The 20,884-nt window shown below is 54.8% G+C and carries 16 protein-coding genes; 5 read left to right on the top strand and 11 right to left on the bottom strand.

The window, feature by feature from the left end:
- Position 1: 1 nt before the first annotated feature.
- The 6 genes from QMX91_RS08375 to QMX91_RS08400 form a co-directional block, all read right to left on the bottom strand.
- Positions 2-1,243, bottom strand: coding sequence for an FAD-dependent oxidoreductase (locus tag QMX91_RS08375; protein ID WP_221733741.1), 1,242 nt, complete (start codon positions 1,241-1,243; stop codon positions 2-4).
- On the bottom strand, positions 1,225-2,139 hold the full coding sequence (gene folD / locus QMX91_RS08380) for a bifunctional methylenetetrahydrofolate dehydrogenase/methenyltetrahydrofolate cyclohydrolase FolD (RefSeq protein WP_221733742.1): 915 nt from the start codon (positions 2,137-2,139) through the stop codon (positions 1,225-1,227). Before folD ends, QMX91_RS08375 begins: the two co-directional genes overlap by 19 nt.
- The gene (purU, locus tag QMX91_RS08385) at positions 2,136-3,002 is read right to left on the bottom strand and encodes a formyltetrahydrofolate deformylase (RefSeq protein ID WP_221733743.1); all 867 of its coding nucleotides are present in this window, start codon (positions 3,000-3,002) and stop codon (positions 2,136-2,138) included. The genes folD and purU overlap by 4 nt, the downstream gene beginning before the upstream one ends.
- Before the next feature lie 247 nt (positions 3,003-3,249).
- The gene (locus QMX91_RS08390) at positions 3,250-4,056 is read right to left on the bottom strand and encodes a hypothetical protein (protein WP_221733744.1); all 807 of its coding nucleotides are present in this window, start codon (positions 4,054-4,056) and stop codon (positions 3,250-3,252) included.
- Positions 4,053-5,357, bottom strand: coding sequence for an ATP-binding protein (locus QMX91_RS08395; protein ID WP_221733745.1), 1,305 nt, complete (start codon positions 5,355-5,357; stop codon positions 4,053-4,055). The genes QMX91_RS08390 and QMX91_RS08395 overlap by 4 nt, the downstream gene beginning before the upstream one ends.
- Positions 5,358-5,464: 107 nt before the next feature.
- On the bottom strand, positions 5,465-6,070 hold the full coding sequence (locus QMX91_RS08400; RefSeq protein WP_221733746.1) for a cupin domain-containing protein: 606 nt from the start codon (positions 6,068-6,070) through the stop codon (positions 5,465-5,467).
- Positions 6,071-6,345: 275 nt separating this feature from the next.
- Here QMX91_RS08400 and glnT point away from each other — a divergent pair, with 275 nt between their 5' ends.
- The 5 genes from glnT to QMX91_RS08425 all read left to right on the top strand — a co-directional run bounded on the left by glnT (position 6,346) and on the right by QMX91_RS08425 (position 12,368).
- Positions 6,346-7,680 (top strand): type III glutamate--ammonia ligase, encoded by a 1,335-nt coding sequence (gene glnT, locus QMX91_RS08405; RefSeq protein ID WP_221733747.1) that lies wholly within the window; start codon positions 6,346-6,348, stop codon positions 7,678-7,680.
- Positions 7,681-7,752: 72 nt separating this feature from the next.
- Positions 7,753-8,658 (top strand): glutamine amidotransferase family protein, encoded by a 906-nt coding sequence (locus QMX91_RS08410; protein WP_221733748.1) that lies wholly within the window; start codon positions 7,753-7,755, stop codon positions 8,656-8,658.
- A gap of 11 nt (positions 8,659-8,669) precedes the next feature.
- Positions 8,670-9,353, top strand: coding sequence for a protein glxC (locus QMX91_RS08415; protein WP_221733749.1), 684 nt, complete (start codon positions 8,670-8,672; stop codon positions 9,351-9,353).
- Positions 9,354-9,368: 15 nt separating this feature from the next.
- Positions 9,369-10,703: an FMN-binding glutamate synthase family protein gene (locus QMX91_RS08420; protein ID WP_221733750.1), complete on the top strand. Its 1,335-nt coding sequence runs from the start codon at positions 9,369-9,371 to the stop codon at positions 10,701-10,703.
- A 339-nt stretch (positions 10,704-11,042) separates the two neighbouring features.
- A complete protein-coding gene (locus tag QMX91_RS08425) occupies positions 11,043-12,368 on the top strand; it encodes an ammonium transporter (RefSeq protein WP_221733751.1) in 1,326 nt (441 codons plus the stop codon).
- Between the two features lie 610 nt (positions 12,369-12,978).
- Here QMX91_RS08425 and QMX91_RS08430 read toward each other — a convergent pair.
- From QMX91_RS08430 to QMX91_RS08450, 5 genes are all read right to left on the bottom strand, one after another.
- The gene (locus tag QMX91_RS08430) at positions 12,979-13,959 is read right to left on the bottom strand and encodes a YCF48-related protein (RefSeq protein ID WP_221733752.1); all 981 of its coding nucleotides are present in this window, start codon (positions 13,957-13,959) and stop codon (positions 12,979-12,981) included.
- 17 nt (positions 13,960-13,976) lie between these two features.
- Positions 13,977-16,313, bottom strand: a complete 2,337-nt coding sequence (locus tag QMX91_RS08435) for an MMPL family transporter (RefSeq protein ID WP_260456134.1) — start codon at positions 16,311-16,313, stop codon at positions 13,977-13,979.
- A gap of 71 nt (positions 16,314-16,384) precedes the next feature.
- Entirely contained in the window at positions 16,385-18,097 is a 1,713-nt protein-coding gene (locus tag QMX91_RS08440; protein WP_221733753.1) for a DUF1302 family protein, read from the bottom strand.
- An 18-nt stretch (positions 18,098-18,115) separates the two neighbouring features.
- Positions 18,116-19,450, bottom strand: a complete 1,335-nt coding sequence (locus QMX91_RS08445) for a DUF1329 domain-containing protein (protein ID WP_282412541.1) — start codon at positions 19,448-19,450, stop codon at positions 18,116-18,118.
- 497 nt (positions 19,451-19,947) lie between these two features.
- A complete protein-coding gene (locus QMX91_RS08450; RefSeq protein ID WP_282412542.1) occupies positions 19,948-20,793 on the bottom strand; it encodes an MFS transporter in 846 nt (281 codons plus the stop codon).
- Positions 20,794-20,884: the final 91 nt, after the last annotated feature.

The raw sequence follows: 20,884 nt of genomic DNA on the forward strand, positions 1-20,884 counted from the left end.
CTCAGTGACTGGCGGCTGTCGCGCCCATTTCGTTGACTTGCTGGAAGGTCGAAAAACGCTCCAGACCAAAGGGTTTGATCAGATCCGGCACCTTCCCGCCGCTGGCCACCAACTCGGCCATGGTCTTGCCGCAGATCGGCGTGGCCTTGAAACCCCACGTCCCCCAGCCCGCATCCAGGTAGTAATTCTTGACCGGCGACAGGCCCATGATCGGACTGTAGTCCGGGGTCATGTCGGTAATCCCGGCCCACTGGCGCATCAGCTTGGCGTTGGCCAGAAACGGGAACATCTCGATGGCATGCGCCAGCAGGCTTTCTTTCAGGTCGAGCGTGGAGCGGGTGTTGAACAGCGGGTACGGATCGGATCCGCCGCCGAACACCACTTCGCCTCGGCTGGTCTGTTGCACGTAGCAGTGCAGCGCAGACGAACTCACCAGCGGGTCGAGGAATGGCTTGAACGGCTGGGTCACCATGGCTTGCAGCGGGAAGGTCTGGATGGGCGAGCGAATCCCGGCCTTCTTCATCAGCTGCGAGCTCATGCCTGCGACGGCCTGTACCGCGCAGCCGCACTGGATGGTGCCGCGATTGGTTTTGACGGCGGTGATGGTGCCGTTTTCGATGACCAGTTCCTGGACTTCTGTCAGCTGATGAATCTCCACGCCACGCTTGGCCGCCTGCTTGGCGTAACCCCAGGCCACGGCATCGTGCCGCGCCGTGGCGCCGTCGATGTGCCACAGGCCTGCGAGCACGGGAATGTGCCCCGGATCAAGATTGAGTGACGGCACCAGTTCGCGAATCTGCTGGCGGTCGATCATCTCGGTGCGCCCACCGAAGTGTTTGTTGACCTCGGCACGCTGACGGAACGAACGCACGGTGGCGTCGGTGTGGGCCAGGGTCAGCTGGCCCCGGTGCGAGTACATGATGTTGAAGTCGAACTCGTTGGAGAGGCCTTCGAACATGCGCACCGATTCAGCGTAAAAACGCACGCCTTCGCTGGTCAGGTAATTGGAGCGGATCACGGCGGTGTTACGCGCCGTGTTACCGCCACCCAGATAGCCTTTCTCCAGTACCGCGATATTGGTGATGCCGTGGTACTTCGACAGGTAGTACGCGGTGGCCAGGCCATGGCCGCCGCCGCCGATGATCACCACGTCGTAGGAGGATTTGAGTTCTTTGGGCGCAGGCAGATCGACCTCGACCGGGTATTCCGAGCTGAGCCCGTATTTCAGGAGATTGAAAGGCATACGGCCTCCGAGGGGCTGCTTTGCATGTGGGAGTGCTGCGCCTGCTGAAGCGCGGCAGTCACGGTGTTTTTCATCAGGAAGGCGATGGTCATCGGGCCAACGCCGCCCGGTACCGGCGTGATGGCGGACACCTGTGGCAGGGCACTGTCGAAATCGACATCACCCACCAGGCGACTGCGACCCTCTTCTTCAATACGGTTGATGCCGACGTCGATGACCACCGCGCCGGGCTTGAGCCAGCTGGCGTCGATCATCCGTGGACGGCCGACGGCGGCGACGACGATATCGGCCTGTCGGCACAGGCCCCTGGCATCGGCACTGCGTGAATGCACCACGGTTACCGAGCAGTGGGCCTTGAGCAGCAGGGCGGCCATAGGTTTGCCGACGATGTTCGAGCGGCCGATGACCACGGCGTGTTTACCGCTCAGGTCACCGCAGGCGTCTTCGAGCAACTGCATGCAGCCGCTGGGCGTGCAGGGCGTCAGCACATCGCGGCCCTGACTCAGACCGCCGACGTTTTCACTGTGAAAACCGTCGACGTCTTTGCCCGGCGCGATGGCCTGCAGGGCGCGGGTTTCCTCGATGTGGGCAGGCAGCGGTAACTGCAGCAGGATGCCATTGACGCTGTCGTCTGCATTCAGCTCGGCAATCAGTTTGAGCAGTTGCGACTGGGAGGTGTCTGCGCTCAGGCGGTGCTCCAGCGAGCGAATCCCGGCCTCTTCGGCGCGCAGGATCTTGTTGCGCACGTAAACCTGACTGGCCGGGTCTTGACCCACCAGAATCACCGCCAGCGCAGGCTCGATGCCTTGGAGTTTCAGTGTCTGCACGTCGGCTTTGACGTGGGCGAGCACGCGGGCGGCCGCGGCCTTGCCATCGATTATTTTGGACGTGTTCACCGGAAGATCACCGTTCTGTCCTTGTTGAGGAAAACCCGGTGCTCCAGGTGGTATTTCACCGCCTTCGACAGGGCCACGGTTTCGGTGTCACGGCCGGTGGCCACCAGATCGTCAGGCAAATAAACGTGATCCACGCGCTGCACTTCCTGCTCGATGATCGGGCCTTCGTCCAGGTCGCTGGTGACGTAATGCGCGGTGGCGCCGATCAGCTTCACGCCACGTTCGTACGCCTGGTGATACGGCTTGGCGCCTTTGAAACCGGGCAGGAAGGAGTGGTGAATGTTGATGGCCCGGCCCGACAGTTGCTTGCAAAGGTCATCGGAGAGGATCTGCATGTAGCGGGCGAGGACCACCAGGTCGGTGGCGGTTTCGTCGACCACTTTCATCAGCGCCGCTTCCTGCTGGGCCTTGGTGTCTTTGGTGACCGGCAGGTAGATGAAGCGGATGCCTTCACGTTCGGCCATCGGGCGCAGGTCCAGGTGGTTGGAGACGATGGCGGTGATGGTCATGTCCATCTCGCCCTTGTGGTAGCGATAGAGCAGGTCGGTGAGGCAGTGATCGAACTTGCTCACCATCAGCAGCACACGCATGGGCTCGCGGGTGTCGTGCAGTTCCCACTGCATGTCGAACGCCTTGGCGACGTCTTCGAAACCGGCCTTGAGCTGGGCGATGTCGCCGGCGTGACCGTCGTTGAAACGGAACACCGCGCGCATGAAGAATTTGCCGCTGAACTCGTCGTCGAACTGCGCCATTTCACCGATGTAGCAGCTGTTGCCCGCCAGGTACGAAGTGACCGCCGCGACGATACCGGAGGTCGCCGGACAGCTGATCTTGAGAATGAAATGGTTCTTTTCGTGTTGCATGGCATGTCCTCTGGAATGTGGCGGCAGTTCAGCGAATGGCTAACGATCAGCGCGAATATTCAGGGGTGAACGGGTATTTCGCTGATGAATAAAAATTCCTATCAGGAAATAAATATTCTTGAAGGTTGTTTTATAGGCGAAAGGAAATGAAGCGTCCAGAGGTTTCTGGAAACTTTTTAAACTGGTGGGAAAATTTTTAAGGTCGTGGGCCGCACGACCTGAGGAAGGTTGCCAATCTAGATCAAAGTCACCAGGTCAAAGCTTCTGGCGCTTGAATGAACAACCGGTTGATCTCTGGATGCGCCGCATGCGACCTTTTCATCTCGGCCCATACTGCTGGATTTGCCATCGCCTTCAAACCGGCAATCAGTCTGAGCAATTCAGCGTCTTCGGCGCCGTCGTCGCGTTTATGGATGTACTCAAAAAGCCGCGCTCGGTATGAGCCGAACGCTACACGTCGGGCTTCAATGAGTACATCACGATTGTTCAGCGCCAAAATCTTGCAGGTATAGGTGGCCCTTCTCTCCGAAAGGGTTCCTGGATCAGCCAACGCGACAAAGTTGAACGTATCGACAATATCCAGCCATAAGAAGTCTTGAGGGTTTTCCAATCGCGGGTTGATCAGCGCGTGTGTTCCACCCATAGGAGGGGTGACTGCAGCACCCTTAGCTCGATTGACTGGCTGTAGCTCGCCGTTGGCTGTTACGACCGCGTACTGGCTGCCTTTTGGGCTGTTGCACGGCCCGCAAGCATATAGATAGTTCTGCCAGTCAAACACCCGTTCAGGGTAGAGGTCTTTGGGCGCGATATGCTCGACTTCGTCCGCCATCGAATCTTCGCAATAGCAGCAGCGGCGGGTGTTCGTGCACATCCTCGACAGTGCAGCCCGCACTTCTTTGAATACCATGTTGGTTTTTTTGTTACGTGCGGAAAACTCGGATTTGGCCTTGGCAACTTGCTCCGCATACGAGGTTTGACTGTCGACAACCCTCTGGTAGTCGGCCAAGCCAGAAAGCATTTCCTGCGGAACATCCGTGTAAGGGAGCTGAATCATTCCACCTCCAGTCCCGACCGTTCGGCCACCGATGCCGTAGTGGGCATCGTTGCACGCAACGTGGCTATTCTAATGGACTCGTCTTCGGTCAATTCACCAAATGCGTGCTTGCGATTAAGCTGCGCCAACTCCAGCAACTGGGAGCGCGAGGTTTCGGAGCGGCTCACATCGGTTCCAAAAAAGGAAGTGTCGTAAGCTTCAAGAATGTTGCCGAAGATCAAACGATTGAGTGTATCGCCTTGGATTTGCCCACCCGATTCATCAGTGCCTGGTGTCGGTAGGCGCCATACGGAGCCGTGTTCGGCGGCTTGACAGATGATAGGGCTGTGAGTGGTCACGATGAATTGCAGCCTAGGAAACACGCTCAAGAACCAGGGTGCTATACGTTTTTGCCAGGATGGGTGCAGGTGCGCGTCGACCTCATCTATGACTACGATACCTGGCAGGCTTATGGCGCCGGTCTGAATTTCCTGTGCTACAGCCGCCTGGCCGTAACTGATGGTCAATTGGCGAATCAGCTCAAAGGTGAGGCTGAGAATTGAGCGATAGCCGTCGCTGAGGAAATCAACACTGACCTCGTTGCCGTTCCCATCGACAAAGATTATTTCCTCGGAGCTGATTCTGCTGATTCGTGACCCGTGGGGTAAAAGTTCGCCGTTGTTGATGAAGGCAATCAAACTGTCCAGGAACTGCGAGTCATCTCTGCTTTCGAGTTGTTTGATGTGCAGCGATTTAAGCCATTCCAAGCATTCAGTCAACGCGATGTCCTCACCAAAGGCGGTAAGGTGCGGTGCCAGGCGAGGGTTGGTGTAGAACATGCGCTCGTAATCACGATTGCCGCCGGTGAAGCGGCGAAATGGTCCGAAGGATGCGGAAAACCACCCACTGCTTCGGCCCCATAGGGTGCGTTCGAGCCCTTTCGACTTGTGCTTCCCCTCCACTAGAATTGCCCCGGTACTCAGGGCCTCGTCGTTAGATTCGATCATGATCTGGCAGACCAGCTTCTTAACCGGGGCACGGCCCTGACCTGTGATCGAATCAACGTCAGGATTCCATGTTAGATGAGCAGTCACAATGGCTTGCTCGCTGCCTGCTCTCAACCAAGTGCTCCAGTCCTGACGCAATGCTCGGGCCTCAGTTGGGCCTGCCAGCGCCAGCGCCAACGATTTAACAAAGCTTGACTTACCGGCGCCGTTATCACCGAGGATAACGTGCCAACCCCAAGGTTTTTCTTCGGGTACTTGGAACACGAAGTTTTTGTGAGAGCGAATGCCGGAAATTTCGAGTTTTGTTAGGTACATGATGCAATCCGGTTCTAGGCTAGAGGGGCATTTTGCGTCACGCTGAGAGGATGGTCCATCAGCAACCGCTACAAAACTATGCGATATCCCTACGTCGAGGCCCTGACTTACTCTCCCTGTGCGCCGTAATTCATGATTGATAATAAGCGGATTGGCACCTGCACCAGCTCTTCCGGACCATGAGGGATGTCGCCGTCGAAGGTCAGGCTATCGCCCGCTTCCATGTGGTACAGCTGATTGCCGTGGCGATACACCAGTTCGCCTTCCAGCAGATGCAGAAACTCGGTGCCGGGGTGAGAGAAGGTCGGGAACTCTTCGCTGGCGTCGTCCATGGTCACCATGTAGGCCTCGAAACTCTTCTTCGGCCCCCGGGTATGGTTGAGCAGGTGATAGGTGTGGCCTTTCTCGGTGCCGCGTCGCACCACTTCCAGTCCTTCGTCATGCTTGACCAGCAGGGCGCTACTGCCTTGCTGGTCGTACTGACTGAACAGCTTGGACATGGGCATGCCGAGCACGTCGCACAGGCGGCTCAGGTTATCCAGGCTGGTTGAGACTTGAGCGTTCTCGATTTTACTCAACATGCCCTGGCTGATTCCTGCGATGCGCGCAACATCGGACAGTTTCAATTCCTGAGCTTGCCGCTGGCGCTTGATTTGAATACCCAGATATTGCTCAAGCTTCAACTTCGGTTGTTGTTCTACGGGCGTATTCATCGACTGTGCACGGTTTCCGTTCAGTAATTTTAAATTCGCACCAGGAATGTGCGATGTGGGCTCTGACTGCTCTTTCTGTGACAGCATTATTCCCCTAATGAAAACGAGTTTCCCATATATGGAGGGGAAATTCCCCTTTATCAGCCTTCGTTGCGCGCGGTGCCAAGTTGGCAAGCTGCTTGCATTCCTTATGAGAAACTAAGTTTCCTGGCTGGAATAAATCCCATCAGGCAACAAAACTCTCATGCGTATTTTTTCACCAGGAGTGACTGAACATGTTGCCACCCGATACACAACGGCTGATCAAGGAGCACGGCATCAAGTACGTGCTGGCCCAGTTCGTCGATATCCATGGATCGTCCAAGACCAAATCGGTGCCGATATCGGGTCTGGAAATGGTCGCTGAAGATGGTGCCGGTTTCGCCGGGTTTGCCATCTGCGGCATGGGCATGGAACCTCACGGGCCGGACTTCATGGCCAAAGGCGACCTGTCGTCCCTGACCCCGGTGCCATGGCAGCCTGGCTACGGCCGGGTGGTCTGCATCGGTCACGTCGAAGGCAAGCCATGGCCGTACGACAGTCGTTACGTGCTGCAGAAGCAGGTCGAGCGACTGAGTGATCGTGGCTGGACCCTCAACACCGGTCTGGAGCCGGAATTCAGCCTGTTCCAGCGTGATGCCGGGGGCAAACTGCAACTGGTGGACGCCAGCGATAACCTCGACAAGCCGTGCTACGACTACAAGGGCCTGTCGCGCTCCCGGGCCTTTCTCGAACGCCTGACCGAAGCCTTGCAGCCGGTGGGTTTCGACATCTATCAAATCGACCACGAAGACGCCAACGGTCAGTTCGAGATCAACTACACCTACAGCGATGCCATGGAGTCGGCAGACCGCTTCACCTTCTTCCGTATGGCCGCCGGCGAGATCGCCAATGACATGGGCATGATCTGCTCGTTCATGCCCAAGCCGGATCCGAAGCGCGCCGGTAACGGCATGCACTTCCACCTGTCCATCGCCAGCGCCAGCAACAAGAACCTGTTCCACGACGCCAGTGACCCGAGCGGCATGGGCCTGTCGAAAATGGCCTATCACTTTGCCGCCGGCCTGCTGGCTCACGGCCCGGCCCTGTGTGCCTTCGCGGCACCGACGGTCAACTCCTACAAACGCCTGGTGGTCGGCAATTCCCTGTCCGGCGCGACCTGGGCTCCGGCCTTTATCGCCTTCGGTTCCAATAACCGCTCGGCCATGGTCCGCGTGCCCTATGGCCGTCTGGAATTCCGCCTGCCGGATGCTGGTTGCAACCCGTATCTGGTCAGCGCCGCGATCATCGCCGCAGGCCTGGATGGCATCGACCGCCAACTGGAAATCGACAACGTCTGCAACGAGAACCTCTACAAATTGAGCCTCGAAGAAATCGCCGCACGCGGTATCCAGACCCTGCCGCAGTCGCTCAAGGAAGCCTGCGACGCACTGGAAGCCGACCCGTTGTTTGCCGAGGTCATGGGCAATGAAATTGTCGGCGAATTCATCAAGCTCAAGCGCATGGAGTGGGTGGAGTACAGCCGCCATGTGAGTGATTGGGAAGTTAAGCGTTACACCGAATTCTTCTGATCCGTTTTTAACCAATTCGATTTTCGACGCCCTGCGAATGGTTAGGGCGTCTTCTGCCCAGGAGTTATGAATATGTGTGGAATCGTGGGGCTTTATCTCAAGAACCCGGCGCTGGAATCCCAGCTCGGCAAACTGTTCGAGCCGATGCTCGAAGCCATGACCGATCGTGGTCCGGATAGCGCAGGGTTTGCTATCTATGGCGATGAAGTGGGCGATGGCTGGGTCAAGCTGACCCTGCAAGCAACCACTGAAGGCTATGACTTCAAGGCGTTGATCGCAGCGCTCGACGGCAAGCTGAGTGCGCCGCTGGACTGGTTCCAGAACGCCAGCGCCATCGTCCTGAAGATCAAGGCTGAAGAAGCCGCCGTGCGTGCCGCGCTGGGTGAACTGGCGCCGACCGTGCGCATCATGAGCGCGGGCAAGAGCATCGAAATCCTCAAGGGCATGGGCTTGCCGAAAGAGATTTCTGAGCGCTTTGGCCTGGGCAGTATGAAGGGCAGCCACATCATCGGCCACACCCGCATGGCGACCGAAAGCGCCGTGACCATGGAAGGCAGCCATCCGTTTTCCACCGGCGCTGACCTGTGCCTGGTACACAACGGCTCGTTGTCCAACCACTTCCGTCTGCGTCAGGAACTGCGCCGCGAGGGGATCAACTTCGACACCGAGAACGACACCGAAGTCGCCGCCGGTTACCTCGCCTGGCGCCTGCAGCAGGGCGACTCGCTGAAGACTGCGCTGGACAGCTCGCTGGAAGCACTGGATGGATTCTTTACCTTCGCCATCGGCACGCGTAACGGTTTTGCGGTGATTCGCGATCCGATTGCCTGCAAGCCCGCGATCCTTGCCGAGACCGACGACTACGTCGCCATGGCCTCGGAGTATCAGGCGCTTTCGAGCCTGCCGGGCATTGAAAAAGCCAAAGTCTGGGAACCCGTTCCCGCCACAATGTACATCTGGGAACGCGAGTCGGCTTAAGGAGCACGCACATGAAAACCATCGATCTTTCCACTGCCAGCGTGCGCGACCTCAACCAAGCGCTGCACGATCAAGTCAAGAACCTTGAAGAACGCGAGTGGGTGGTGACTCACCCCAACGGCGCTCACAACCTGGCCGTCGGCGTCAACGAAGCAGTGTCCGTCGATATCCAGGGCCACGCCGGTTACTACTGCGCGGGCATGAACCAGAAAGCCTCGGTCACCGTGCACGGCAATGTCGGCGTCGGTTGCGCCGAAAACATGATGTCGGGCTATGTGCGCGTCAAGGGCAGCGCCTCGCAAGCGGCAGGCGCAACCGCCCACGGCGGTTTGTTGGTGATCGAAGGCGATGCCGGTGCCCGTTGCGGGATTTCCATGAAGGGCATCGACATCGTGGTCGGCGGCAGCATCGGTCACATGAGCTGCTTCATGGGCCAGGCCGGTCGGCTGGTGGTCTGCGGCGACGCGGGCGATGCCTTGGGCGATTCGCTGTACGAAACCCGCATCTACGTCAAAGGCAAGGTCGAGTCACTGGGGTCGGACTGCATCGGCAAAGAGATGCGCGCCGAACACTTGGAAGAGCTGCAAGAGCTGCTCAACCGCGCCGGTTTCAACGAGAAGGCTGCGGACTTCAAGCGCTATGGCTCGGCCCGTCAGCTGTACAACTTCAAAGTCGATAACGCTTCCGCGTACTGATTCAGGAGCAAGAACATGAGTGACTCGCAAACCCCAAAGGCACCTCCAGTACTGCGTGAATCGGCCACTTTCGACCGCCTGACAATTCAGGAAATCCAGCGTGCTGCCGAAACCGGCATCTACGACATTCGCGGCGGAGGCACCAAGCGCAAGTTGCCGCACTTCGATGACCTGCTGCTGCTCGGCGCCAGCGTGTCGCGTTATCCGCTGGAAGGCTACCGAGAGAAGTGCGGTACCGACGTGATCCTCGGCAACCGCTTCGCCAAGAAGCCGCTGCACCTGAAGATCCCAGTGACCATCGCGGGCATGAGTTTCGGTGCGCTGTCGGCCAACGCCAAGGAAGCCCTGGGCCGTGGCGCGACCATCGCGGGCACCAGCACCACCACCGGCGACGGCGGCATGACCCCGGAAGAACGCGGCCAGTCCCAGCACCTGGTGTATCAGTACCTGCCGTCGCGCTACGGCATGAACCCTGACGACCTGCGCAAGGCCGACGCCATTGAAATCGTCCTCGGTCAAGGCGCCAAGCCGGGCGGTGGTGGCATGCTGCTGGGCATGAAAGTCACCGAGCGTGTGGCGGGTATGCGTACCTTGCCCGTTGGCGTGGATCAGCGTTCGGCCTGCCGTCACCCGGACTGGACCGGCCCCGACGACCTGGCGATCAAGATTGCCGAGATCCGCGAAATCACCGACTGGGAAAAACCCATCTACGTGAAGATCGGCGCCAGCCGCCCGTACTACGACGTCAAGCTGGCGGTAAAAGCCGGTGCCGATGTGATCGTCCTCGACGGCATGCAGGGCGGTACGGCGGCGACTCAGGAAGTGTTCATCGAACACGTTGGCATTCCGATTCTGCCGGCAATTCCGCAGGCAGTTCAGGCGCTGCAAGAGATGGGCATGCATCGCAAGGTGCAGTTGATTGTATCGGGTGGCATTCGCAACGGTGCCGACGTGGCCAAAGCAATGGCGTTGGGTGCTGATGCCGTCGCCATTGGTACGGCCGCGTTAATCGCCCTGGGCGACAACCATCCGCGTCTGGACGAAGAGCTGAAGAAGATCGGTTCTGCGGCGGGTTTCTATGACGACTGGCAGAACGGTCGTGACCCGGCCGGCATCACCACCCAGGATCCGGAGCTGTCCAAGCGTCTTGATCCGGTCGAGGGCGGCCGCCGATTGGCCAACTATTTGCGTGTGCTGGTCCTGGAAGCGCAAACCATGGCCCGCGCCTGCGGCAAGTCGCACCTGCACAACCTCGATCCCGAAGATCTGGTGGCCTTGACCGTTGAATCCGCGGCCATGGCCCGGGTGCCACTGGCAGGGACTTCGTGGATTCCGGGGCAGGGGTATTAAAACCAACGCACCGGCTGCGGACTTTTACCGATATTGGCCGACACCGCCCCTGTAGCCGTGCGGCTTGCCGGCGGAGGCGATTTCAAGATTGCTACCGCCGGCAACTCGTACTGCTACGGGTTTTGTGCATGGCGATGCGGTGAGCTTGCGCCGAATGACGGACACTGCGCAATCGCCAGCTAGCCGGCCCCCACAGGATCTTTGTACAGCGCAGATGAGCGTCATGATTGCAGATTTCTTTTGCTTCGCTTCATCCATTCAAAGAGGCCAAACAGGCCCGGCGCTTCATCACATCGCTTTCTGCCAGACACTTTTCCATTCATTGCAGGAGCTTAGAAAATGGTTAACCGTCTTCCCGGCAAATCTCTACTTTTGTTAGTGGCGCTTGGCGCCTTCGCTCCTCTGGCCCAGGCGGCCGATGCTCCGACACTCAACACTGGCAGCACCGCGTGGATGATCACGGCGGCGGTGCTGGTGCTGTTCATGTGTCTGCCGGGCCTTGCGCTGTTTTACGGCGGTCTGGTGCGGGCCAAGAACATGCTGTCGCTATTTACTCAATGCTTCGGCATTGCTGGGCTGGTTGGTGTGTTGTGGGTGATCTACGGCTACAGCATGGTGGTCGACACTACTAACATGGTCGAAGGCCAGGTCAGCTTCAACAGCTTCGTCGGCGGCTTGAGTCGCGCATTTTTGGCGGGCATGACGCCTGAAAGCTTAGTGGGCGATATCCCCGAAGGCGTGTTCGTGACCTTCCAGATGACCTTCGCCATCATTACCCCGGCGCTGATCGCCGGAGCCTTCGCCGAGCGCATGAAGTTCTCTGCTGCGCTCTTGTTCATGGCGGTCTGGTTTACGCTGGTTTACGCGCCCGTGGCGCACATGGTTTGGGGCGGGGCGGGCGCGCTGATGCATAACTGGGGGGTACTGGATTTCGCTGGCGGCACCGCTGTGCACATCAACGCAGGCGTGGCGGCGCTGGCGGCATGCCTGATACTGGGCAAACGCAAGGGCTATGCAAACGCGCCGATGCCTGCGCATAACCTCAGCCTGACCATGGCGGGTGCAGCGATGCTATGGGTAGGTTGGTTTGGTTTCAACATCGGTTCGGGCGGTGGCTTGAAAGGTCTGTCCGGGATCGTCATGCTCAACACGCAACTGGGCGCCTGTGCAGGGATTCTCGGCTGGATGTTCACCGAGTGGTTCAAGGTTGGCAAACCCAGTGCTTTGGGTCTGGCCAGTGGGGCATTGGCGGGTCTGGTCGGCATTACCCCGGCGTGTGCGTACGTCGGTGTGGGCGGCGCGTTGGCGATTGGCTTGCTGTGCGGCATATTCTGCTACCTGAGTGTGACCGTGCTGAAAAAACGTTTCGGCTACGATGACAGCCTCGACGTATTCGGCCTGCACGGTATCGGCGGCATGATCGGCGCGGTGCTAACTGGCGTGTTCTGCGTGCCGTCACTGGGCGGTCTCGTGGAGGGCGTGACGTTGGGGGGGCAGGTCGTCGCCCAAATCAAAGGCGTGTTGTTCACCACGGTGTACTGCTTTGCGGTCAGCTGGGTCATCCTCAAAGTGATCAAGGCCATGATCGGTTTGCGCGCTGAGGAGCATGTGGAGGAGATGGGGCTGGATCTGGCTGAGCACAACGAAAGCGCTTACAACCATTAGCTTCTGCGCAACAAGGCGAGGCTTTTGTGTTCGTCTACAGCCTACTATTTGTTATCGCAGCTCGGCCCCATGGGTATGAATATGGCCCGCGACCAAACACTGCTTGAGAAATTGAATCAACAGTTCTCCGAAATCAAGCACGTGAAGTTTGCCAACTCGCAGCGAGCACATGAATTTCGAGCAGGTCAGCCTGCTCGATGACCTCATCATTACCGATATCACGGCATTTGGAGCAGAGATCAGATATTGCGAGCGGCGCCAAAGGCGGCCGAGAAAGCCAAACTCCAATCCCCGGTTTCAGCGCAGATCATTGATAGTGGGTATCACAACCGCTAGGTTTCTGGTTTACCTAATGATCGCCAACTTAGCCGACTATCTTCTTCAAGCTAGCGGCCGATTTTCGGCCGGACGGACTTGGCGATTCCGAGTTCAACATTGTCTCAGTGGAGGATATTATTGCTGTGCAGCTACAAGCACTGGTAGAGGCGCCGTCGACGTGGTGTTTTGGCAGCACCTCGTCGTAGTTTCACTCTACCTGGGCACGAAATCCGCGCACCCCGTAACAAGTTCCCTAAAAATACAATTCCAGTCGTACTTCATTAGATAATATCTATTCGATGTTATGAACAACTCCGTGGCGTGAGAACAGCAACCATTTTCCCTCTTGCGTCGCAAGCGCTGCAGTTAGTGATTCCTCACTCGGATCCTTAGCCTCTTTAAACGTGCGCCCACCGTCAAGGCTTTGCATCCGTAGGCCATCGAGCCCAATGGCAATTACTTCGAGACCGTTTGTATCGATAGAGGTAATCGAACCTGTCCTGTCCAGCTGTACACGCACCCAACTCTTCCCTGCATCGTCACTGCGGAGTAACGTTCCACGCTGCCCGCCGACCAGAAGTGTGCCGTCGCTTAACTGCGTCCCGCACCATAGAGACCCCTCGTATCCTGTATTCAAGTATTCCCAGGTAGACCCGGCGTCCCTCGAGTGAAGCAACCGACCTCGTTCGCTGGTAGCGTAGATATCGCTTTTAGTGCCAGGAAACAAGTTGAGTAAGTTCAAGTCGGACAATGCCTTATCCTTTGGATTGAGTTTTTGCTCAACCCAAGTCTTGCCACTGTCCTCAGTAGTTAATACCAACGACCATAACCCAACAGCTATGCCCCGTTTATCATTGAAGAAATGGACAGCAAACAGGGGCCGATCCTCAGTGACCACGAGCCGTTGGGTTTGCCATTTCTGGCCGCCATCAGTTGTTGCCAAAATAGCCCCCCAATGGCCAACAGCCCAGCCACTCTTCGCATCAGCGAAGCTCACTCCGGTCAATGTGGAGCTGATCGGCACCCATTGAGCTTGCCTAAAAGACTTTCCGCGGTTGTCGGACAGCAAAATGATGCCATTACCCCCTACACTTACTGCTCTCTGACCTGCCCAGGTTGCAGCGAGCATTGGTGCTTGAGTCGCTATAGGAGATAGTGACGCCGGCGTTGGCTGGAGTGGTGAGACGAGATCAGCATAGGTAGTTGCTGAGGTCGTGAGTGCTGCAGCGGCGATCGCAAAAGCGATCCCGAACCGATTTGACAATGTTTTCATATGATCTGCTCCGGTCATCAATGCGCTAACAAGCCAGGTGCACGCACTGGGCGGCTACGAGGGAACAGCCGTTCAAGCCAAACGGCGAAAGCAGGCAAAACTGTCACTGCCATTACCATGTTTACAATGAACATAAATGCCAACAATTTACCCATGTCAGCTTGAAACTTTAGCTCTGAGAAAGACCAAGTTGAAACACCTACTGCAAGGGTTATCGCAGTGAAGATTGTGGCGGTGCCGACTTCAAGTATCGACTGTTCCAGAGCCTTAACAACACCGACACCTTCGGCCATGTGAAGCTGCAGTCGATTATAAATATAGAACGCGTAGTCAACTCCGATGCCGACCGCGAGCACCATCACAGGAAGTGTTGCCACCGTGAGGCCTATTTGCAGTTCCTTCATAAACCAATAGCCGATGAAGGTTCCGATAGTGAGTGGGAGGCAGCACGCAAGAACAGCGCGAAAATCTCTGTAGGTGAAAAACACAAGTAAGATGATAGTCGCATATACATAAAGCATCATAGGCAACTCACTGTGCTCAATCTCTTCGTTGACTGCTGCCAGCAGACCGGCGTTGCCTGACGCTAAGCGAATAGTGACACCTGATAGTTTGTCATCGTTTCGGAATTTCTTCACCGCATCAATTACACGATTGATGGTCGTTGCCTTGTGATCAGTTAGATATATGTGCACCGCCGTCATGCTGCAATCTTTGCGCATGATCCCTGGAACTCGACCAATTTCAACACCCATTGAAGAGTAGTTAGCCGAATCGATCGGCACAACCGACATCTTTGGATTGCCTTCGTTATAACCTTCGTTGTACTGACGCATCAGCGAAGAAAAAGACAGGATCGACATGACGCCTTCAACTGGCTGCATAGCCCAGACAAAACGATCTTGGTAAATACCAACCTGGACATTCTCGCATGACATAGGAGGTGCTTCGAACACGACGGTCAACCAGTCTAGCCCTACGTCATAGCTCGACGCGATCGATACTGCGTCCTTATTGAATCGAGCCTCTGGCCGAAGTTCAGGGGCGCCTGCCTGCAGGGTTCCTATCACACGATCGCGACTCTGCCAAATAGCAGTGGCGAGCAAAGTTAAGGACAGTAAAAGAATCACCGCAGCGTTTCTAGGTGTTGCAACGCGCGCCAAAACGCGGAGCCAACGTGCTCGCTGTGCCGCTTTCATTTCTGCGCCCAATGCATACTCATGGCCGACTTTTAACATCGATGCGGCGACAGGTAGCATTATCAAGTTGGTAATAATCTTATACGCAACGCCAAGCGACGCAGTGATGGCTAATTCTCGGACCATTGGAATAGGCATTAGTATCAACGTGATAAACGATACAAGTGCAGTCACTAATGCCAGCGTTCCGGGTATCAATAGTCCGCTAAAACTTGATCTAGAAGCGGCATCCATTGATTGTCCGTTTGCAAGTTCGCGGACGATAAAGTTGATCTGTTGAACGCCGTGTGACACTCCAATCGCAAACACTAGAAAGGGTACAAGTACACCTAGCGGATCGAGCCCGAAACCCAGCAACCGTAAAGTGCCAAATTGCCAGATAAGGGACACAAGAGAGCACGCTAGTGGTAACAGCGTCAAACGAATCGAGCGACAGTACCAATAGACCGCGAGTGCTGTGAGCAACAGAGCAATGATGCAGAATTCAAGAACGGACGAGGCGCCCTCAGCAATGTCACCAATCTGCTTGGCAAAGCCTATGATCTGAATTTCAAACTCAGCATCTTCAAACTTTGATCGGATAGAGGCTTCGAGCTCTCGGTCAAATTCGACGTAGTCAATGTGATTATTTTTAACATCTAACTCGTTGACGTCCGCGGTAACCATCGCGCTTGTCTGATCACGAGAGACGAGGTTTCCGATGAAGCCGCCCTGCGCTGCGGATCCTGAAATTAAGGCAATGGTTTTAGCATCCAGATTTTCCGGGGTTACCGTGCCCGGAATAATCGGATCTGCCCTAAAGCCGTCCTCGGTGATCTCAGAGACGAAAGAATTGGGTGTCCATAAGGACTGAACGCTACTGCCCGAAACGTTCGGTAAAAATTTGAGTGCTTGAGTTACGTCGTAAAGCCGCTTCAATCCGCTTGGCGTCCAAATGGTGCCTTTCTTAGCCTTAACCACCACGCTCAAGCGGTTGGCCCCGAGTAGGTCTGACCGATACTGTTGAAATGTATCGACGTACTCATGACCAATTGGAAGCTGCTTCTCAAATCCAGCATCCATCCGTAGCTGGATCGCAAAAATACCCATCACAGCAGTGAAGCAAATTAGCACTCCGAGCACAGTCCGTTTGTGACTGAAGAGAGTGTCTTCCATTTTTTTTAATATCCGAACCATTGCGCTGGGGGGCGCAGATTCGTCACCGGTTATTGACTTCATATGGTGCCTCAGAAGTTTCGTGATACATTGATGCCGACGAAATCACGGTCGCGTAACGGATTGCTCAAAGGATCAGAAGGTCCTAGAAATTCGGTATAATTAATGCTTACCTGCCAGTCTGCAGGGTTTTGTATGAAATTTACATACATGTTTAGCGAGGTAACACCTTCCATGAATTGCTCGCTTACATTGGGTGTGTAGCCGAACATTCCCCTACGTACATATATGCCAGGATTTACCTGCCACCCGCCAATTAATGAACCATCGTAAATCCAGTTGAAATCAACATCGACACCGCCAGAATATTTAGTTCCCTTGGAATCGCCTGGGCTATTAAGTGCTCCAGTTACTGCCAAATCATTAGACTGATTGCCCCATAACCAGCCGCCGGCAGCAACTGGTGATCCACCATAACTATCGCGCAAACCAGGATACGCAATGACGACCGTTTCAGTCGTAAGGGAAGCGGTGTCTGCTCCTAGCAGTTTAAGTAGCCCTCCGGCGTTTGAGGGTTGAAGTGTGAAAAGTGAAGTCAAGTGCCATTGAAATTTTTTCTCGTCGACCCAGCACTTACCACCCTGTGCCACGCAGCCACTAGATCCATTTAAAGAAACCGCATCCTTCGGACGATAGGACAACTCTGTACCGATCGCCCAGTCACCGATAGGAAAGTTCGCGCTGATACCGAACATGTGACGATCTTCTGGATACATGTAGACTGTCGAGCCATTTGCATCAAGTGAGATTTGCGGAAGTTTATCGTGGTAAGTAATGGCGTAAACGCCGAGGCTGAGTGCGGCCCCTTCAGGTTGGTAACGTAAGGAAAGTCCATACTGCCCACCGTTGCGCGCTGCCTCAGTGCGTACGCCATATGCTCCACTTCCAGCCCCTACAGTTGAAGTTGACCAATAGCTACCAACTGGAGGGAGGTAGCTTTCGTCCCAACGACCTTGAATGTAAACTTCGGCATTGAATCCATTCCCGAGTCCGGACGCTACGCTCAGAATTGGGGCGGGCAGTACAAACTCTTTGATCTGTGCACCAGGTTGCGAGGCACGGTTCACATCAATGGCATTGGTCGCGTTGATACCGCCTACCTCGAAAATGCTTTCCCCCCAACTGATCACCTGATTGCCCACTCGAATCCTGGCTTGCTGATCGCCAATATCGACGGTTTTGCTTACCCACAGGTCAAGCAAACGAGACTGAAAACCCAACTTTTCTCGTGCGTGTGAGGCTAAACCATCTCTGATATCTGGTGGCTTCGTTGCAAAAGCGTCTTGTCCACTCGTATTTCCTGTTGTATCGGTTGCTGATACGTCACGTAACCAGGTTCCACGTGCCATGAACGACAGGCCTTCGGTTGGAATCTTGAGCAGTAGCTCGTGACTGCCTTTCAAATAAGTAGTGAACGCATCTCCTTTGTCATAGTTAATGTCACCTTGGTCACTCATGCCACTAAGTTGACCCATTCGCCCGCCGCCAGTCTGTGCGCCAGTGGCGGAATTATATGTTGGTGACACAAGGTTATTGCTCTGTGACTGAGTGCGAATACCGGTACCTGTTGATATTGTAGAGTCGAAGCTTCCGCGAATAGTGTCGGCATCGTTAGAAAAAGTAAATGCACTTACACCACTGCTGCCAGCAATAGATAGTACTGCAAACGTGATTTTTACTGAGCGGTTGTAAGTTTCACGGCGAAGGACCAAAAATCTTTTCATGATTATTTTCTCGTCTGCCTATCGTTCGCTCATTGCACGAAGATTTTCCGGTGTATAAAAACCCGGTTTCATATGAGGGTTTCCGCTTGCATCAACAATCCATTTTACATCCTTACCACTTCCAATCGGGGAGCCGTCAACTATATATCGACCTTCCGCTAAGTTGTATTGGACGAAAGCCAGAGAGTCGCAAGTTCCAGTTTCATATACAGGAATGACATACCCCTCTCGGACTTTTGAAATATTGCCTTGGGTGTCGTAGTCAATAGCGCCCAAAAGTGCCCAGCTGTCTTCGTCAATGTAGAAGTTGCGTTTAGGCGCGGAATGACGCATGCCTTGTTTTACCGTCGCTTCAATGACCCATACACGATGCAACTCGTAACGACGTTGTGAGGCAGCGACAAAGTCTGATTTCATTACGTCTTCGTGTTTGCTGTTAAAGTCATACATGCCGAGCGCGTTGTATGGGACAATTAATTCTTTTTTACCGACTAATTTCCAATCGAATCGGTCTAATAAACCTGAGAATGTGTAGGATTCATCAACGTTATATTGATTTTCATACCCAATCTGCGGCGCATCGTACGAGTATGTTGGCATGCGGCGAGTACGACGCTGGCCCGGGAAATAATAAAATACTTCCGGCGGTTTATCTGCCGAATTCAAATAGGTTGCGGCTTGACCAGCCAGTGCCACGGGTGATACGTAACCGAAGTAAGTCATACTTTCTATACCGCCGGTTTCAGCGAATTTGGTTCCGCTCTTAAGTCCCCATGGGTAGTAAGTGTATAAATCGGAAGTGAGCTTGATCCAGTCTGAACCGCCCTTACGCGGGGAAACGGATGTAATTAGGCGACTCAGCTCTACACCAACGCCGCGATAGCGCATCTTTGAATTCCACATGGCTTCGGCCCCGGTTTTGGGCTCGATAAATGGAATACCCGGCGTATAGGCATCAGCTAGGGCTGTACCATCTGCGCTCATCTTTGCAAAACCGATATTTTTCTTTGTATTCTCCGCAACAAAGTCAGGAACACCACAAGTACGTCGAGACGGGTACACGGGCATGCTGTAGCCCTTGATGCTCTTGATAAGCGCGATTTGGCCAGGATTTAACTGACTTGCATACTTGTCGATGTTACTGGCATCGATGGTGTACAGCGGAGCATCAGACTTATATTGGAAGAAATTCTTCCGAGGCTCGCCATAACTCCAACCTGGCGTCATAGGCTGCGGCGCGGACCATTCCGGAATCCCGCTAACAGTTCCAGCTTGCTCTGCACCAGCTGGGGTCAGTCCCGCACCTTGCGCCAAGACGGACGACGTCGCCAGAGCAAAGAGAGTAGTAAACACAGACGTTCTCGTAGCTTTATGGATAACTACGTTTTGGACACGATTTAGGAAGGGCACTGTTATCACGTTAATCACCTCGAAATCTTAGCAACTGAGAACTCTTAGGCACGATGGAAGTCATGCCAGTTAAGTCATTTTTTTTGCAGCAAAGAACACCCATCTGAGCATGGTCCATCAGTGTTGATAAATGTGAAACAAATCTTTTTCTGAGAAGCGTATTGTCAAAGTCTGGTATGTAGAACTGATCACTGTAATTGCGGGTTAGTCTATTATTCCTGATAGCCTTAATAGGCTATTTCTGCCGTCAAACTTGTCGGGTGCGCGGCCGCAGTTAAAGTCGCCATAGCTCAGATCTGTAGGTACGGTACCGATTGATCTGCATGGTCAAATTATTCGTTCTCACCTATTTCATTCCATGAAATAAAGCTAGCGCTGTGCTGGTTTGCTTTTATTTGTGCGCTCAAGCTTTGTAGAAATTTTAAATCAGATATCAATGGTCATGGCAGCTTGCTTTCTTCAAGATTTAAAGTCTTCTCCACAATTCTTCGCTGGCGTAGTAACTCAATCGTGGCCGCGTGGCTATGTCTGGTTACCCGGTAGTAGCAGAGGGCTGCAAGTGCCAAGATGTAAAATATAACGCCCCCTCCCACCCATGCTATACCCAAGTGTTCGATCACCAGAGGTTGAATGCCTTCCAAGTGCTCTTGTGGAAAATTTATGGCGTCTAGCAAAAGACCAGCAACAGCGATTCCGATTGCGCTGCTAGTCTTCGTTACTAGTGATTGAGCGCCATAAATCGTGCCCTCCTGTCGTCTTTCTGTCTTAACTTCAAGCTGTTCCGTCGCGTCTGCGAGCATTGCGCCTATCATGCCCATGATAATAATAAATGCGCCGGTGTCTACAAACAGGAATATGCTAAGCACAGCAAACTCTGGTACAGAAGAGTTCGCAGTCATTAGACCTGAGAAGTAAAGCGCGACAGGCAGTGTTACGCTTATGCAGATAGCTATCAACGACCATAATGCGATGGACTTCTTGTCGCCAACTCGAGTGATAATAAGCGGCGACAGCAGCACCAAGGCTCCATCTAGTAACCACAAAAGTTGGGTACCTGCCATTTGGTCGGAATTCAGCTTCCAGAAATACCCGAATTGGTAGGAGAAAAGTGCGGCATAGACTGTGAATCCGGTCGCAGTTGCTGCGGAGGCAAACAGGAGCGGGGCTATTGTCGGCTCGGCAAAGGACGAACGCCACCGTTCGAAAATTGCTGCTACACCTGTGCGTCCACCAGGCGATGGCTTTGCTAAGGATGCTCCGATCAACTTGTCGTGCAGCCGCGGCAAGTTGCAATTTTCCAGGCACCTACAGCGTCATTGGACGAAAAGTGACCGAAAAATCATGTACGGAGAGCTTTTTCGACCGGTTCTCCGTGTT

It is taken from the genome of Pseudomonas sp. PS01299 (genome assembly GCF_029960145.1).
Taxonomy (GTDB): domain Bacteria; phylum Pseudomonadota; class Gammaproteobacteria; order Pseudomonadales; family Pseudomonadaceae; genus Aquipseudomonas; species Aquipseudomonas putida_A.